Origin of the sequence: Rubrivirga halophila, assembly GCF_046845755.1 — a bacterium.
Taxonomy (GTDB): Bacteria; Bacteroidota; Rhodothermia; order Rhodothermales; family Rubricoccaceae; genus Rubrivirga.
Window position 1 is genome coordinate 2117961 of record NZ_CP177357.1, and the last position, 15681, is coordinate 2133641.

The following is a 15681-nucleotide window of genomic DNA, read 5'->3' on the forward strand; positions in this document are numbered from 1 at the left end:
GGGGGAGCCTGGCGACCGCGTCGGTGCGGCCGGAATGGGTCCCTTGTCAGTCCACAGGGTACCGCCCGCCCCTCTGGGCTGTGCGCGGGAGCGGTGACGAGCCTGCGAAAAGATGTCGAGGACCGCCCAGGCGGCCTACTGCGCCTTGAGGCCGGCCGCGAGCGCGAACCGGTCGACCTCGGCGCGCAAGCGGTCGCGCATGGGCGCCAGGCGCGGGTCGTCGCGGCCGTCGGCGTGCGCCACCACCGCCTCGAAAAACCAGAGCTGCGCCTCGGGCCCCGCCGACAGCCCGCGCCGCGTCGGGGTCGTCGTAAAGATGTCGATGCCCGCCTCCAACGACGACGCCATCGAGTAGGCGTTGTGGAGCTTGTCCGCCAGCGAGACGGCGACGGCTTCGTCGGAGCCCGCCGCCAGCCGGTCGAGGTAGGCCTGCTTGCGGACGCGCCACGGCAGCATCGCCCCGCCGACCCGCTTGGGCTCGCTGACGGCCTCGACGATCGCGACGACGGCCTCGCCGACGCGCGCCGCCAGCACCTCGCGGGCGAGTGTCGCGCCGTAACGGTTGTCGTCCTCGATGGCGTCGTGCAGGAAGGCCGCGGCCACGGCCTCGTCGCCCCACCCGGCGCGCTGGACCGTCAGCGCGACCGTCGTGACATGCGCCATCGCCGGGATGCGCGAGGGCGCGTCGGGCGGGGCCTCGACGCACGGGTCGCTCCACCGGCCCTTGCGGTAGGTCGCGTCGTGCCACTCGGCGGCGGTCTCGATGGCGCGCTCGACGAGTGGCGAAAAGAGGTCGGTCACGGGCGGACGGTGTAGTGCGTGGTCGCGTCCAACGGGAGCGCCTCGACGATCGCGCGCAGACCGCCGACGCCGTGGCGGGCGACCACGCCGAGCGGGCCGAGCGAACGCTCTTGCAGCACGCCATTCGGCCACAGCGCGGCGCGGGCGCGGTCGAGGCGCGCGCGCACGTCCGCGTGCTGCCGCTTTTCGACGCGGACGGTCTTGGTCTCGAGCGCGTCGAGCGCGTTCTCGGCCTTGGCCCGTGCGGCCCCCATCGCCCCATCGAGGCTGGCGTCCACATCCGCGACGACGACCGCGAGCCGGGCGAGGGCGTCGTCGACGGCGGCGCGGGCGTGGCGGAAGGCGCCGTCCAGGTCGAGGGCGCTCGCGTCGAGGGCGAGCCGGCGCCACAGGGCCTCCACGTCGCCTCCGACCTCCGCCAGCCCCAGTTCGTAGCGGTCCATCACCTTGGCGATGCCGGGCTCGACGACGGTCAGGCTCAGGCGCGGCTCGATGACGGGCATCGGGACGCCGAACGCCTCGTAGACGGGGCCAAGCTGGGCGAAGTAGGCGGCCTCGCCGGGGCCCGCGACGTAGGCGGCCGTTGGCAGGAGCGTGTCCTGCACGAGGGGTCGCAGGATGACGTTGGGGCTGATCGACGCGGGGTCGTCCGCGACGCGCTGGCGCAAGGCGCTGGCGGAGACGGGCTCGCCGGTCGTGCGCAGGGCGAAGCCGTCGTCGGCCGGGTCGAGCGGGGTGCGGTGCCCCTCCCCCATCACGAACAGGTTGACGGGCGACGGACCCACCTGGACGTGGAAGCCGGCCGATTCGAGCTCGGCGCTGCGGGTCTCCAGCAGATCCAGCGTCTCGGCCCAGCGGTCGATCTCGTGCGTAAAGTGCGGCGCCGCCAGCCGCTTGAGGCGGGCGTCGTCGGCGGACATCAGGACAATGTCGGGGACGAGCGCGCCGATGAGCTCGGCGAAGGCGTCGCGCATCGTCCGGCCGGGGACGTACGCGGCTCGCGCGAGCGCCAGGGCGTCGTCGCGGAACGGGCCGGCGGGGAGGGCGGCGGCCAGCCCGTCGAGGGCGCGGGCGGTCGCGGAGGCATCGAGGACAATTCGGCCGACGGGGCCTCGGTCGGCTGTCGGCGGGAGGCCGTCGTCGTAGGCGACGGTGCGGACCTCCTCCCCTTCCGAAAAGGTGGCGCCGTGGATTTCGGCGAAGTCGTGGTCCTCGTCGGCCAGCCAGAAGACGGGGACGACGGGCCGGCCGGTCTCGCGCGCGAGCCGGTCCGCGAGCCGGACGGCGGTGACGGCTTTGTAGACCGTGTACAGCGGCCCGGCGAACAGGCCGAGCTGCTGGCCGGTCACGACGGCGACGGCGTCGGGCTGGCGCAGCGCGTCGAGGCGGTCGAGGACGGTGTCGCTGGCGCCCCAGCCTCGGTTCTGCTCCGCGAGCACGTCGGCGACGGCGTCGCGCGAGCCCCGGGCGGTCGCCGCCTCGGCGGCGACGCGGGCGGCCTCCGCTCGGTCGGCGGGGTCGTGGGGCGACCACCGGTAGAACGCGAGCGCCGCCGGGTCGCCCGCCAGCACGGCGCGGTGCAGCGCCGAGGCGGGCAGCCCGGTGGCCTCGACGACGGGGTCGACGACCGTCATCGGGGATGCCGGGCCGACGGACAGGCCACGCTAGTTGCCCTCCTTCATCCGCGCGATCTCGTCGCGGAGCCGGGCGGCGGTCTCGTAGTCCTCATCGGCGATGGCCTTCTCGAGCTTCGACTCCATCTTGTCGAGCGTGGACATGGCCTGGGAGGCCACGGCCTCGAAGGGGTCCGCGTCGCGGTCGTCGGACTCGACGGGCTCGGCGGCATCGTCGTCGGCCGGGATGCCGGCCTCGTCGAGGACGGAGGCGGAGACGAAGAGGGGCGCGTCGGTGCGGACAGCGAGGGCGACCGCGTCGGAGGGGCGGGCGTCGAGCGTGGCCTCGTCGTCGTCGTGGACGTAGCGGACCTTGGCGAAGAAGGTGCCCTCGCGCAAGTCGTCGATGACCACGTCGGTGACGTCGGCGCCGACGGCCTCGAAGAGGGCGCGGAGCAGGTCGTGCGTCATCGGGCGCGGCGGCTGGATCTTCTCCAACTCCAGGGCGATGGCCTGGGCCTCAAACGCGCCGATGATGATGGGGAGCCGCCGGTTGCCACCGACCTCCCCGAGAACCAGGGCGTAGGCGCCGCCGGACGAGGGGCTCGTGGAGAGCCCGATGATGTCGACCTGGATGTAGTCCATTGCTGGCGGAACCGACTGGATTGGAGGGCCGCAAGGTACGGCCGGTGAGAGGCGGACCGGCCAACGGCGCGGCGGGCGGCGGGGTTCTCAGGGGCGCCCTGCCGGAGGTGGTGAGCGGGTCCCGGAGGTCGGCGGGCGCTCGGGCGGCGGGCCCGGGCGCCAGCGGGCCGGGTCAGACGAGACGGGCGAGGGCGACGGACTTTTTGCCCTTCCGCAAGACGACGACGGAGCCGTCGACGGCATCCGCGCGGGTGACGGCCTCGTCGAGGGCATCCACCTTCCGGTCGCCGACGCGGACGCCGCCGCCGGTGATGGCGCGCTTGGCCTCGCCGCGCGACGACGCGAGTCCGGCGTCGACGAGCAGGTCGATCACCGGGGCGCCGTCGCCGTCGAAGCGGTCGGCAGACATCTCGACGGACGGGGCTTCGTCGAACACCTCGTCGAGTTCCTTGGAGGACAGCGCCGAGAGGTCGCCGCCGAACAGGGCCCTGCCGGCGCGCTCGGCGGCGTCCGTGGCCTCCGGGCCGTGGACGATCGTTGTGACGGCCTGCGCGAGCGCGCGCTGGGCGCCACGCGCGCCGGGGCGGTCCGCGGTCTCCTGCTCCAGGGCTTCGATCTCCTCCCGGCTCAGCCAGGTGAAGTACTTGAGGTAGTCGACCACGTCGCGGTCGTCGGTGCCGAGCCAGAACTGGTAGAAGCGGTACGGCGAGGTGCGCTCGGGGTCGAGCCAGACCGTCCCGGCCTCGGTCTTCCCGAACTTGGTGCCGGCGGCGTTCGAGACGAGCGGCATCACGAACCCGTGGCCCTGGCCGCCGGCCGACCGGCGGATCAGCTCCGTGCCGGCGGTGATGTTGCCCCACTGGTCGCTGCCCCCGAGCTGGACCGTGACGCCCTGCTCCCTGTAGAGGTGGAGGAAGTCGTAGGCCTGGAGCAGCATGTAGCTGAACTCGGTAAACGACAGGCCCGCCTCGACGCGGCTCCGGACGGACTCCTTGGCCGTCATGTAGCCGATCGTGAAGTGCTTGCCGACGTCGCGCAGGAAGTCGGTGAGCGGGATGGCGGTGAGCCAGTCGGCGTTGTTGGCCATCCGGGCGGCGCGGTCGCCCTCGAAGTCGAGGAACCGCTCGAGCTGGCGGCGGATGCCGGCCACGTTCGCGTCGACCTGCTCACGCGTGAGGAGCCCGCGCTCGTCCTTCTTGAACGACGGGTCCCCGATGAGCCCGGTGCCGCCGCCGACGAGCGCGATGGGCGTGTGGCCGTGCCGCTGCAGGCGCGCGAGCCCCATGATGGGCACGAGCGAGCCGACATGCAGGCTGTCGGCCGTCGGGTCGAACCCGCAGTAGGCGACGCGCGGGCCTTGGGCGAGGTGGTCGTCGAGATCGGGCGTCTGGTCTTTGAGGAGGCCGCGCCAGCGGAGGTCGTCGAGCAAGGTCATGCGGGTGAGGGGCGACGAGTGATGCGTGATGAGGGGAGGTCGGAGCGAAGCGGTGGAGCCGGGAGGGCCCTCGCCCGCTACTCCTCTGCCATCACGCCCAGGACGGCGGCGAGGGCGGCGCGGACGGCGACGTTCTCGGCGGGGGCGCCGACGGAGATGCGGACCCAGCCCGGTTTCCCGTCGGCGGGCGCGAGCGCGGGGTAGCCGGTCACGTCGCGGACCAGGACGCCGCGCTCAGCGAGCTGCTGGCGGAGGTCGTCGGCGGCGAGGGGCGTGCGGGCGAGGAAGAAGTTGGCGGCACCGGGCAAGACCTCGACGCCGTCGATCGCGCCGAGCCACGTCTCCATAGCGGCGCGCTCATCGAGAAGTGTCGCCGCGCGCTCGGCGACGAGGTCGCCCGCGTCCAAGACGGCCAGCCCGACGGCCTCGCCCAGCCGGTCGACGAGGAACGGGAGCCGCGACTTTTCCATCTCGGCGATCAGGTCGGGGTGGCCGAAGAGGACGCCCAGGCGGACGCCCGCGAGCCCGAGCGCCTTCGAGAACGTCCGCATCACCAGGACGTTGTCGTGCTCCGCCAGCAGGTCCGTCGCGGTCGGGCCCGTCAGGAACTCGTGGTAGGCCTCGTCGATGCACAGGATGCCGGGGACGCCCGCCGCCAGCCTTTGCAGATCAGCGTGCGAGAGCGCCTGCCCGGTCGGGTTGTTGGGCGTCGTGACGACCGTCAGCGGGGCGTTCGCCTCGACGGCGGCGGCCAGGATGGCGTCGGCCGAGTGCGCGAGGTCGGGCCCGGCGGGCACGTCGACGATCCGGGCGCCGTGCATCCGCGCCATGCTGGCGTAGAGCGCGAACATCGGGCTCGGCAGGACGACCGGCGTGCCGGCGTCCAGGAAGCACAGACCCAACGTGTGCGTCAGCTCGTTCGAGCCGCGGCCGACGATGACGGAGCCGGCGGGCAGGCCGTTGGCCTCTTCCAGGCGGGCGACGAGCCGGTGCGGGCGGTCGTCGGGGTACCGGTTCCACGGCGTCTCGCGGAAGGCCTCGAGGGCGGCCCGCTTGATCTCGTCGGGGAGGTCGTAGGGGCTCTCGTTCTGGTCGACCTTGGCGTCGGCGACGAGCGTGGTGGGCACGCGGTAGGCCCGCTCGGCGCGGATCTCGGGGCGGACGAGGTCGATGGGAGGCATCGGGCGAGGGGGGATGGGTGAGGCGTACTGGGCGGACAGGCTGGCGATGTGCGGGCTCGGGGCCCATCGCTCATCACCCTTGACTCCTCACTCGGATCGCGAGGGCGTGGGCATCGAGCCCCTCGGCCTCGGCAAAGCGGGCGATCGCCTCGCCGGACTGGCGCAGGCGCGCGGCGGAGTAGCGGACGACGGACTGGCGGCGCAGGAAGACGCCGACGCCGAGCGCCGAGGCAAAGCGCGCCGTGCCGCCGGTCGGGAGCACGTGGTTGGGGCCCGCGAAGTAGTCGCCGACGGGCTCGGGCGAGTCGTGGCCCAGGAACGCGGCGCCGGCGTGGCGGACCTGGGCCCACAGCGCGTCGGCGTCGTCGGACAGGATGACGAGGTGCTCGGGCGCGAGCTCGTCGACGCACGCGAGCGCCTGGGCCATCGACTCGGTGACAATCGCGGCGCCGTAGGCGGGGAGGGAGGCACGCAACGTCTCGGCGCGGGGCAGCGTCGGCACGAGCCGCTCGACCTCGGCCTGGACGGCACGCGCCAGCTCGGCGGAGGGCGTCACCAGCACGGCACTCGCGCGCGTGTCGTGCTCCGCTTGCGCCAGCAGGTCGGCGGCGGCGTGCGTGGGGTTGGCGGAGTCGTCGGCGAGCACGACGACCTCGCTGGGCCCGGCGACCGAGTCGATCCCGACCTGGCCGACGACGAGCTTTTTGGCGGTCGCCACGTACGCGTTGCCCGGCCCGACGACGACGTCGACGCGGGGGACGGTCTCGGTCCCGAACGCAAGCGCGCCGACCGCCTGGGCGCCGCCGACGGCGACGACGTGGTCGAGCCCGAGCAGGCGGGCGGTCGCCAGGATGAGCGGGTGCGGCCGGCCGTCGGGCCCGGGCGGGCTGGCGACGACGATCTCGCGGACGCCGGCCACGAGCGCGGGCACGGCATTCATGATCACGCTCGACGGGAGCGGCGCCGTCCCGGCCGGGACGTAGAGCCCGGCGCGGTCGACGGGCACGATCCGCTGGCCATACGCGACGCCGTCGCCGTCGTCGTGCGTCCACGAGGCGGGCATCTCGCGCTCGTGGAAGCGGCGGACGTTGGCGGCGGCCTGCTCGAGCGTGGCGCGCAGCTCGGGGTCGAGCGCGTCGAGGGCGCGGTCGAGGGCGTCGACCGGGACCGCGAGCGCATCCGGGCGGACGCCGTCGAACCGCTCGGAGAGGTCGAGGAGCGCGGCGTCGCCGCGCTGGCGGACGTCGTCGAGGATGGCGCGGACGGAGGCCTCGACGGCGTCGTCGAAGACGGCGCGGCGGTCGAGGACGGCCGCCAGCCGGGCGTGGCGGTCGGCGTAGGGGACGAGGGGGAGCAGCATCGGCACGGCGCGAACCTACCCCCCCGCCCCGATCGCGATCCGCGGTTCATTCGGCATTCACCGCGCCCGCGCGGGCGTCAACGCCGACCGACACTCGCTCTCAATCGCGTCATCCCGAGCTTGTCGAGGGATCTCTGGCGCGCGACGACGTGCTCGATAGAGATCCCTCGACAAGCTCGGGATGACGTCGAAAGAAAGGAGGCGGCAACCGAAGGCGCCTTCCCACACTTACCGCCCTGCTCGCGCGGACACTCACGCCTGAGCTACCGCTGGGCGGCGACGCGGTCGATGGGCCGCAGGACGGGCGGGCGCAGGGCCTCGGTCTCGACGGGCAGCCTGAGGGCGCGCGCCCACGCGGGCCGGGCCGCGAGCCGCACCGCGAGCGCGCGCGCCTCCTCCGAGCGGCCCTGCGCGAGCCGGACGATGCCGAGGAGGTACAGCGCCGGGGCAAAGCGGGCGTCGTGCGCGAGCACGACGTGGAGCGCGGCCTCGGCGGCCTCGTACCGACCGAGCCCGACGAGCGCTTGCGCCTGGCCGAACGACGCGAGCCGGCGGTACGGGCCGTCCTCGACGCCCGCGATCTCGCCGAACAGCGCGGCGGCCGTCTCCACCTCGCCCCGGCTCAGGTGGTGGTGCGCCAGCGAGTACGCGGCAGGCAGGTAGCCGGCGCGTCGGCTGGCGTCGAGCGCCGTCGCGGCCGGTCGCCGCTCGCCCGCGTCCTCCAGCGCCATCCCGCCCGTGTACTGGAGCACGGCGTCGTGGGGCGACTGGAGGAGCGCTTCGCGCAGGGTGTCGAGGTAGCGCTGCCGGCTGTCGCCGCGGCGCCGGGCGGGGACCTGGATGGCGCCGACGGCGTCGAGCGCGCGGCCTGCCACGAACGACTCCGAGGACGCCGCGAGCGCGCGGTCGAGGCGGACGGGGCGGGCCGCGGCGGCGTACGCCGCGAGCGCGGGGCCGGGGTCGGACGCGAGCGCGATCGACTCGCGCAGCAGGTTGGGCGTCGGGCTGGCCTGGCGGCCCGAGACGACGACGCCGAGCACGCGGCCGGCCTCGTCGAGCAGCGGCCCGCCGCTGTCGCCGGGCCGCACGGCGTTGCCCGCGACGCGGACGCGGTGGTCACCGATCTGCAAGTCGTGGTACCGCACCGCGACGGTCACGCGCTGGACGCCGCCGGGCCAGCCGGCCGTAAACGCGACGTGGCTGGCGGCGTCCGGCGGGGCGACCACGAGCGGCGCCAGCCCGGCCCGCTGTCGGACCTCCTGCGGCAGGTGCAGGATGGCCACGTCGTTTATGGGGTCGAGCGCCCACGCCCGGTCGACCACCACCTCGCCGCCATCGGGCAGCGCCAGGCGGATGCGGCGGGCGCCGACGACGACGTGGTACGCTGTCACGAGCGCGTCGCCGCCGACGGAGAACGCGGAGCCGACGCGGCGGAACGGGATGCCGTCGACCTCGCCCTCGGCGGTCACCCCGACCACGGAGCGGCCGTGCACGCGCGTGGCGTCGAGCCCGGCGAAGGTGCGGATGGCTCGGGCTGGGGTCGTCCGCTCGACCGTCCGGCCGTCGAGCCGCACCGCCAGCCGGAGCGCGGGGATCGCCGTCGCCCCCTCCCCCACCCGGACGATCGCGCGGCGCTGCCACTCGACCACGCCATCGGTGTCGCGCCGCATCGGCGCGGTCTGGCGGACGACGTCGAAGGGCTCGCCGAGTTGGCTCGCGAGGTCCCACTCCGCGAACGCGAGCGCGAGCGCGGCGTCGGCCTCTGGGCTCTGCGGGATGGCGAGGGCTTCGACCTCGACCTCCAGATACCCGCCCGCCTCGACAGCCTCGCGATCGACGCCGCTAAACACCTGCAGGCTCAATGGGTCCGTCTGCGCCGTCGCCGACGCGGCGAGCAGGAGGGCGAGAGCGAACACGCGCATGGTCCCGGGGAGCGTCCTGGGGCCGGCTAGACGCCCTCGGCGACGATGGCGCGGACCCAGGTGGACAGCCGGACCCGGACGGCGCGGCCGACCTCGAGCACTTCGGTGTGGTCGAGCGGGGCGGCCGAGAGCCCGGCGGCGGGGTTGGTGATGGTCGAGATGCCGAGCACCGGGACGCCCAGGGCGGCGGCCTGGATGGCCTCGGGGACGGTGCTCATGCCGACGGCATCGGCGCCGGCGCTGGCGAAAAAGCGGATTTCGGCGGGCGTCTCGTACGACGGCCCGGCCGTCCATACGTAGACGCCCTCACGGTACGGAATGGTGTGTGCGAGCGCAATCTCCCGCGCCTTCACCCGCCAGCCCTCGTCGTACGGGTTCGACATGTCGGGGAAGCGGGTCTCGCCCTCGCCCACCGGGCCCGCGAGCGGGCTCAGGAACGACAGGTTGAGGTGGTCGGTGATGAGCATCAGCGTGCCCGGCCCGAACGCCGGGTTGACGCCGCCCGCCGCGTTCGTCAGGATGAGTCCCTGCGCGCCGAGCGCGTGCGCGAGCCGGATCGGGAAGCCGAGCGCGCGCGGGGAGTGCCCCTCGTAGGCGTGCGCCCGCCCCTGGATGACGAGCACCGGCCGCCCGGCCAGATCCCCGAGCACCAGCCGCCCGGCGTGGCCCTCGACGGTCGAGCCGGGGTAGTGCGGGATGTCGCCGGTCGAGATCACCGTCGCGTTCTCGACCTCGTCGGCGAGCGCGCCCAGGCCGGACCCCAGGACGAGCCCAAGCTCGGGCACGAGGTCGGTGTGCTGGCGGACGGCCGCGACGGCGGCGGCGAGCTGGGCGGAGTCTTCGGACATCGTGGAATCGAAAAGGGAGACGGGAGAATAGGCCGCGTCCGCACGCTCGACTGTGGCGTCGAAGCGAAGCGAGTCGGAGAACGGACGCCCCACCCCTCGTGCCCCATTCCCCATCCCCGAGATCAATCGCGTCCCCGGACCACCCACGTGGCCCACGCCGCGACGGCCGCCGCCGCGAGCTGGCGGAGCGGCACGAGGTCGGTCGCCACGTACAGGGCGTCCGGGCGGCTCGCGCCGAGGGCGGCGGCGTAGAGCGCGAGCCCGAGCGCGAGCGTTAGCGCGGCGCCGACAAAGGCGGCCCACGAGGCGAGGCGCCCGCTCCGGCCGAGCCGGGCGACCACGACGAGCGCGAGGGCCGGGGCGAGCGCGTGGAGCGCCCCATCGCCGACGGCGGCAAGTGGGGCCACGGCGCCGATCGACCGGGCCGCGACGAGCGGGAACGCGGCGCCGCTGGCGAGCACGAGCCCGGCGCACGCGAACGCCCCCGCACGGAGGGTCGCCGCCGTCACGCGTCGTCCCACGTCTCCTCGTCCTCGGCCACGTCGTCGACGGCGTTGCGGGCGGTGTCGAACCCGAACCCGCGGCGGACCAGGAAGTCCATCGTCTTTTTGCGCCGCTTGCGGTCGTCGGCCTCCGACGCCAGCGCGCGCCACTTTTTGGCGGCCTGCTGGACCGCCGAGTCCGCGAGGTCCTCGGTCTCGGCCAGTTCTGCGAGCGCCGCGTCGATGGTCGCCCGAGCGACGCCCTTGCGCATCAGGTCCTGGCGGAGCCGCGCCGGGCCGTAGCCGCTCCCCGAGAACCGGCCGCGCACGAAGGCGCGAGCGAACGCGTCGTCGTCGATCAGGCCGAGCCGCTCCAACCCTGCGACGGTGTCCTCGACGATCGCCTCGGCGTACCCCTTGCGCGCCAGCGAATCCCGCACCTCGCTCGCGGTCCGCGCCTTCACCGACAGCCCCGCCAGCGCCGAGGCTTTCGCCGCGTACGTCTCCTGCTGGACCAGCAGCTCACGCTGCTGCGCAGCCGTGAGCGTGATCCCCTTGCGGACGCCCGCCTTGATGACCAGCTCGACCGACAGCCCGAACGCGAAGGCGTCGTCGATAAAGACGCTGGCGCGGTCGAGGTCCTTTTTCTGCTGGGCCACGCGCGTGACGGTGCCGTCGGCGAGGTCGAGGTCGGCGGGGTCGACGCGCTCGCGCCGCTGATTGTTAAACGCCACGGGATCGGGAGAGGGGGCCGACAGAGTACGCGGGCCGGGGTGCCGGGTCCCGCGTCACTCGCTCACCAGCGGACGGCGACGCTGACGACGGGCCACCCGGGCAGGCCGCGCGCGTCGGTCGCCAGCGGAAGGTCGGGGTCGAAAGGGGCCGACGACGTGCCGGTCGGCGGCCGGGCGGTCGCTTGGGCGAGCGCGGTCCATCGGTAGCCCGCGCGCTCGCCACGGAGGCCGACGGCGGCGCTCGCGCGCAGGCCGATCCGGTCGCGCGTGCCGCCGGGCACGGCCAGCCCGGACTCAGCGTCGAGGCGGACGGCGGCGGTCCACGGGCCGCGCGCGCGCTGGGCGATCAGCCCAAGCGCGAGCGGGCGCGAGTATGCCGAGGGTCGCCAGTCGCCACCCGTCTCGGGTCGGACTTGGGCGAGCGCGAGCGCCCCGCTCGCGCCGAGCGTCCACGGGCCGATGTCGAGGCGGGCGGCGGCCTCGATGCCGGCGGCGCGGCCGTCGTGCGCCGGGTGGCCCGCGAGCAGCGCGGACGGATCGACGCCGGCCTCTTGCGCGGGCCCGTCGCTGGGTTCGAGCAGGCCCGACGAGCGGTGCGCGTAGAGGTCGACGCTCAGCGCCAGCCGGTCCGTCGCGGCGACCTCGGCGCCCAGCCCGGCCTGCCACGACCGCGCCACGGGTACGGCGGCATCGGCGAGCAGCCAGCGCGACGCCGCCAGCGCGTACCGGCCCTCAACGCGGTCGCGCACGCGGTGGACGGCCTGCGTCTGGCGGCTCAGCCCGGCCCGCACCACGAGCCGGTCGCCGCGCTCGTAGCGGACGAACACACGGGGGCTGAGGTCGAGCGCGGTGACCGCGTTGTCCGCGGTGTGGGCCTCGACGCGCAGGCCCGGCTGGATCTGCCAGTCTGGGGCGGGGCGGATCGTGGCCGCGAGGTACGCCGCGCCCTCGGCAGTCCGCTGGCGCCCTTCCCCGCCCGGAGCAGCGGCGCCGTCGACCGAGCGGTCCGCGACCTGGAGGCCGCCCTGAAGCTGGAGCGTCGTCGACCGGAAGTGGTCGAGGTCGAGCGTCGCGCCGTGCTCGACGAGGGTCTGCTCGGCCCGACCGGTCCCAAGTCGCCGCTCGGTCGCCGCGTGCCCGGAGCGGTACGCGACGGCGGTCACGAACGTCTTCTCGCCCTGCAGCGCACGGAGCCGCGCCGAGGCCGTGTGCGTGCGCCAGCGGTAGTCGAGGCCGGGTTGCCCGGCGATCGTCCCGAGCCGGACGGCGTCCTGCCCGCCGGTCGCCGACACGTCGAGGCGGGCCGATGACGCCAGCCGGGTGCTCACTTTGACGGCGGCATCGGCGAACGACACCTCGGGCCGGTCGCCCTCGAAGGGGCGTCCGCCGGCGGGGTCGAGGACGAGCGCGCCGCCTTCGGTCCGCAAGCCGGGCGCCACGAGCAGGCCCAGCGTCGAGCGCCGCAGGCCGACGTGGACGCCGACGCGCTCCCCCACCGGCACGTCCGCGACGGCGCGGACCGCGATGAGGCCGGCGCCGAGCGTCCGGAGCGTGTCGCCCGCGAGCGCGTCGGTCGTCTCGACGTCAAGGACGGCCGCCAAGCCACCGCCGAGCGCGGCCGGGAGCGAGCCCCGGTAAAAGCGGACACGAGACAGCGCCTCGGGCTGGAACGCCGAGAACAATCCGAAGGCGTGCCACGGCTCGTAGAGCGGGACGCCGTCGCGGACGTAGCGCGTCCGGTGCGGGTCGGAGCCGCGCACGACGATGGCTCCGCTGGCGCCGCCCGTGCGCGAGAGTCCGGGGAGCCACGACAGCGTCGCCGCGAGGTCGGCCTCGCCGAGGGCGTAGGGGATGGCGGCGGCTTGGCGGGCGCCGAGTGCGCTGAGGTCGGTCGAGCCCGGCGTCGGGCCGGGCGGCTCGGGCCCAGCGACGACGCGGGCGTCGGTGCTCTCCAGGAGGTCTGGCTGCAGGCGGATCGTCGGGGGCAGGCGCGGGGAGTCCGGGAAGACGTCGAGCTCGATGCGGACCGGGCGGTAGCCGACGTGCGAGACGCGGACGACGTAGCGGCCCGTCGGGAGGTCGGGCACGGCGAACCCGCCGTCGGGCCCGACCACGTCGCCGAGCCCGAGGTCGACGAGCCAGACGTGGGCGCCGACCAGCGGGTCCCCGCTCTCCGCGCCGACCACGCGTCCGTCGAGCGTGCCGGTGTACGCCTCGCGCGCCGTCTCGATGTCGGGCCGGACGTTGAGCGGCTCTTTGATGAGCACGTACTGCCCCTCGCGGATCCGCTCGGCGCGGACGCCCGAGTCGCGCAGGATGAGCCGGAGCGCGCGGTCGGGGTCGTCGGTGGCCCGGTAGCTGCCCGTCACGCGCACGTCCTCAACGAGCCGCAAGGCGAAGACGAGCTCCAGCCCGGTCGCCTCGGCGAGCTCGTAGAGCGCGTCCGCCAGCGGGGCCTTGACCCAGACGAACTCGGCCTCGGACTGCGCGGCGGCGGGCCGGGCGGCGAGCACGGCCACGAGGCAGAGGACGAGGGCGGCGGAGCGCACGGCGGGAGGATAGGGACGGCCCCAACGGACGGCGCCCCCTGCTCCGCGCCTTCGGGCGCCGCCTTACTCGACGATTCGGAATCCGCGCCCGTCGGCCTCGACGCGCGCGCCGAGCGACAGCGCCAGCTTATCGACGGCATCGCGAAGGCCTTCGCGACCGAACTCCGCGGTGCCACCGATGACAACCGACGCCAGCGTCGGGGCGACGGAGACGGGCACATCGAAACGGGCGCTGAGCTGGCGGGCGATCTCGCCGGCCGTCTGATCGGTCGCGAACACGACGCCGGTCCACGCGAGCGCGCCGAGGTCGGCGCGAGCCGGTGCCGAGGGCGCGTCGAGCGCGAGCACGGTCGTCCGCTGGCCGGGTGCCAGGGTCACGGCGGCGGCGGGCGTCTCCCGAGGCGCCACGGTTACGGCGCCGGTCACCAGCGTCACCTCGGTCCGCACGTCGCTGGCGTCGACGGCGAACGTGGTGCCGAGCACGACGACATCCGCGTTCGGGGTCGTCACCGAGAACGGCGCGTCGGGGTTGCGGGTCACGCGGAAGAGGGCCTCGCCCGCCAGCAGGCGCGCCTGGCGGCCCCGGTCGTCGGGGACCGCGAGCCGGGCGTTGTCGGCGAGCTGGACGGTCGTGCCGTCCTCGAACGTGACGGTCTGGGCGCCCGCGAGCGTCTCCCACCCGGCGTCGCGGAGGTAGAGCTGGGTCAGGACCGCGCCGAAGGCGACGACGGCGAACACGGCGGCGGCGCGCATCACCCAGCGCGTCGGGCGGACCAGGCGGAGCGGCTGGCGGTCGGCGCGCTTGCGCAAGACCTGTCCCTCACCCTGGCTGCGCCGACCTGTCGGTTGGCGGACGCCGGCCTCCGGCTGTCCCTCTCCCGTGGGGAAAGGGGACGTCTTCGGGAGGCTGGCGAGAGTTGGGGCGGTCTCTGCGGGCTCAGATGCGGCGTCGGCCCAGGCGGCCTCGAAGGCGTCGCGGTCGGCGCGGATGCGGCGGACGGCGGCGGCCAGGCCGGGGTGCTTCGCGAGCGCGGCGTCGAGCGCCGGCCGGGCTTGGTCGACCCGGGCCTGCTCGGCGTCGCTCAAGAGGTCGGGGTCCGCCAGCGCGTAGAGCACGAGCAGGACGCGGTCCGGCAGGTCGCGCGCCAAGTCGGCGCGGACGGCGGCGCGGAGCGAGCGCCACCGCGCGAAGGCCTCCGCGAGCGCGGGCTCGGCGGCCACGGCGGCGTCGAGGGCGGCCCGCTCGTCGGGCGGCAGGGCGTCGAAAAAGGCGAGGGCGTCGGTGTCACGCATGGGTCTCTCTAAAAGGTGCCGAGGAGGACGGCGGCCAGCACGAGCGCGCCCGCGAGGGCGTCCCGGAGCTTTTCGAAGGCCCGCTTGACCTGCATCTTGACGGCGGCCTCCGTGGTGTCGAGGGTGTCGGCGATCTCGGAGTAGGCGTAGCCCAGCTCCCGCATTTCCAAGATGGCGCGGGCGTGGTCAGTCAAGACGGCCATGGCGTTCTCGAGGTCGACCCGGAGCGCCACGTCGTCGGCGTCGACCGACCCCGGGGTCGGGAGGTCGGGGTCGAACAGGGCCTCGCGCGACGTGTACCGGCCGCGGTAGAAGTCCTGGAGTTCGAAGAGGGCGGCTTTCATGGCGAAGGCCTTGAACCGGGCCGGGTTCTGGAGCGCGTCGAGCCCGCGAAGGACCCGGATCAGGGCGTTCTGCACCAGGTCGTCGACCTGGGGCGAGGCGCCGATCCGGGCGCGGAAGAACCCACGGATGGGGCGCTCGACGGCCGCGAGCAGGGCGTCGCGGGCGGCGGCGTCGCCGGCCTGGGCGCGGGAGACGGCGTCGGGGGTGAAGGGCATGGCGGGGAGGCGCCCCTGGGGGGCAGGGCTAGAGCCGCAGGACACGCCCGCAAGGTCACACCGCGGGCGGCGCCCCGCATCCGCGATCCACTACGGTATCACTGGCTGGCGTCAGCGCCGCTCCGGAGCCCCTCCGCTGATTTCTCGCCTGACCCGCTCGCATGAGGTTTCCCACGGCGCTTCGGGTGGGCTTGCGTTTGTAGGTGGGTGCGGCCCTGTCCTCCCCTCCCGGACAGGAGGGGCTGGGGGAGGGCGCCC

The 15681-nt window shown here is 74.6% G+C and carries 13 protein-coding genes; all 13 read right to left on the reverse strand.

The window, feature by feature from the left end; genetic code table 11:
- Positions 1-135: 135 nt before the first annotated feature.
- The 13 genes from ACLIRP_RS09365 to ACLIRP_RS09425 all read right to left on the reverse strand — a co-directional run bounded on the left by ACLIRP_RS09365 (position 136) and on the right by ACLIRP_RS09425 (position 15423).
- Positions 136-801, reverse strand: coding sequence for an HD domain-containing protein (locus ACLIRP_RS09365; RefSeq protein WP_412060180.1), 666 nt, complete (start codon positions 799-801; stop codon positions 136-138).
- Positions 798-2435 (reverse strand): bacillithiol biosynthesis cysteine-adding enzyme BshC, encoded by a 1638-nt coding sequence (bshC, locus tag ACLIRP_RS09370; protein WP_412060181.1) that lies wholly within the window; start codon positions 2433-2435, stop codon positions 798-800. The genes ACLIRP_RS09365 and bshC overlap by 4 nt, the downstream gene beginning before the upstream one ends.
- 30 nt (positions 2436-2465) lie before the next feature.
- Positions 2466-3059 (reverse strand): bifunctional nuclease domain-containing protein, encoded by a 594-nt coding sequence (locus tag ACLIRP_RS09375; protein WP_412060182.1) that lies wholly within the window; start codon positions 3057-3059, stop codon positions 2466-2468.
- Positions 3060-3231: 172 nt separating this feature from the next.
- The gene (gene tyrS / locus ACLIRP_RS09380) at positions 3232-4494 is read right to left on the reverse strand and encodes a tyrosine--tRNA ligase (RefSeq protein WP_412060183.1); all 1263 of its coding nucleotides are present in this window, start codon (positions 4492-4494) and stop codon (positions 3232-3234) included.
- Between the two features lie 77 nt (positions 4495-4571).
- The gene (locus ACLIRP_RS09385) at positions 4572-5675 is read right to left on the reverse strand and encodes a pyridoxal phosphate-dependent aminotransferase (protein WP_412060184.1); all 1104 of its coding nucleotides are present in this window, start codon (positions 5673-5675) and stop codon (positions 4572-4574) included.
- Between the two features lie 73 nt (positions 5676-5748).
- A complete protein-coding gene (gene hisD, locus ACLIRP_RS09390; RefSeq protein ID WP_412060185.1) occupies positions 5749-7035 on the reverse strand; it encodes a histidinol dehydrogenase in 1287 nt (428 codons plus the stop codon).
- A gap of 263 nt (positions 7036-7298) precedes the next feature.
- Positions 7299-8957 carry a trypsin-like peptidase domain-containing protein gene (locus tag ACLIRP_RS09395; protein WP_412060186.1) on the reverse strand — a complete coding sequence of 553 codons (1659 nt, stop codon included), beginning with the start codon at positions 8955-8957 and terminating at the stop codon, positions 7299-7301.
- A gap of 26 nt (positions 8958-8983) precedes the next feature.
- Positions 8984-9805, reverse strand: coding sequence for a purine-nucleoside phosphorylase (locus tag ACLIRP_RS09400; RefSeq protein ID WP_412060187.1), 822 nt, complete (start codon positions 9803-9805; stop codon positions 8984-8986).
- 122 nt (positions 9806-9927) lie between these two features.
- Entirely contained in the window at positions 9928-10314 is a 387-nt protein-coding gene (locus ACLIRP_RS09405; RefSeq protein ID WP_412060188.1) for a hypothetical protein, read from the reverse strand.
- The gene (locus ACLIRP_RS09410; protein ID WP_412060189.1) at positions 10311-11021 is read right to left on the reverse strand and encodes a regulatory protein RecX; all 711 of its coding nucleotides are present in this window, start codon (positions 11019-11021) and stop codon (positions 10311-10313) included. The genes ACLIRP_RS09405 and ACLIRP_RS09410 overlap by 4 nt, the downstream gene beginning before the upstream one ends.
- A 62-nt stretch (positions 11022-11083) precedes the next feature.
- A complete protein-coding gene (locus tag ACLIRP_RS09415; protein ID WP_412060190.1) occupies positions 11084-13570 on the reverse strand; it encodes a TonB-dependent receptor domain-containing protein in 2487 nt (828 codons plus the stop codon).
- 63 nt (positions 13571-13633) lie between these two features.
- The gene (locus ACLIRP_RS09420; protein WP_412060191.1) at positions 13634-14863 is read right to left on the reverse strand and encodes a FecR family protein; all 1230 of its coding nucleotides are present in this window, start codon (positions 14861-14863) and stop codon (positions 13634-13636) included.
- Between the two features lie 8 nt (positions 14864-14871).
- On the reverse strand, positions 14872-15423 hold the full coding sequence (locus ACLIRP_RS09425) for an RNA polymerase sigma factor (protein WP_412060192.1): 552 nt from the start codon (positions 15421-15423) through the stop codon (positions 14872-14874).
- Positions 15424-15681: the final 258 nt, after the last annotated feature.

Excerpts from the sequence above, each read along its gene's own strand:
- ACLIRP_RS09375 (WP_412060182.1), bottom strand. The coding sequence starts at position 3,059 with ATGGACTACATCCAGGTCGACATCATCGGGCTCTCCACGAGCCCCTCG.
- tyrS (WP_412060183.1), bottom strand. The coding sequence starts at position 4,494 with ATGACCTTGCTCGACGACCTCCGCTGGCGCGGCCTCCTCAAAGACCAG.
- ACLIRP_RS09425 (WP_412060192.1), bottom strand. The coding sequence starts at position 15,423 with ATGCCCTTCACCCCCGACGCCGTCTCCCGCGCCCAGGCCGGCGACGCC.
- ACLIRP_RS09420 (WP_412060191.1), bottom strand. The coding sequence starts at position 14,863 with ATGCGTGACACCGACGCCCTCGCCTTTTTCGACGCCCTGCCGCCCGAC.
- ACLIRP_RS09395 (WP_412060186.1), bottom strand. The coding sequence starts at position 8,957 with ATGCGCGTGTTCGCTCTCGCCCTCCTGCTCGCCGCGTCGGCGACGGCG.
- ACLIRP_RS09385 (WP_412060184.1), bottom strand. The coding sequence starts at position 5,675 with ATGCCTCCCATCGACCTCGTCCGCCCCGAGATCCGCGCCGAGCGGGCC.
- hisD (WP_412060185.1), bottom strand. The coding sequence starts at position 7,035 with ATGCTGCTCCCCCTCGTCCCCTACGCCGACCGCCACGCCCGGCTGGCG.
- ACLIRP_RS09400 (WP_412060187.1), bottom strand. The coding sequence starts at position 9,805 with ATGTCCGAAGACTCCGCCCAGCTCGCCGCCGCCGTCGCGGCCGTCCGC.
- bshC (WP_412060181.1), bottom strand. The coding sequence starts at position 2,435 with ATGACGGTCGTCGACCCCGTCGTCGAGGCCACCGGGCTGCCCGCCTCG.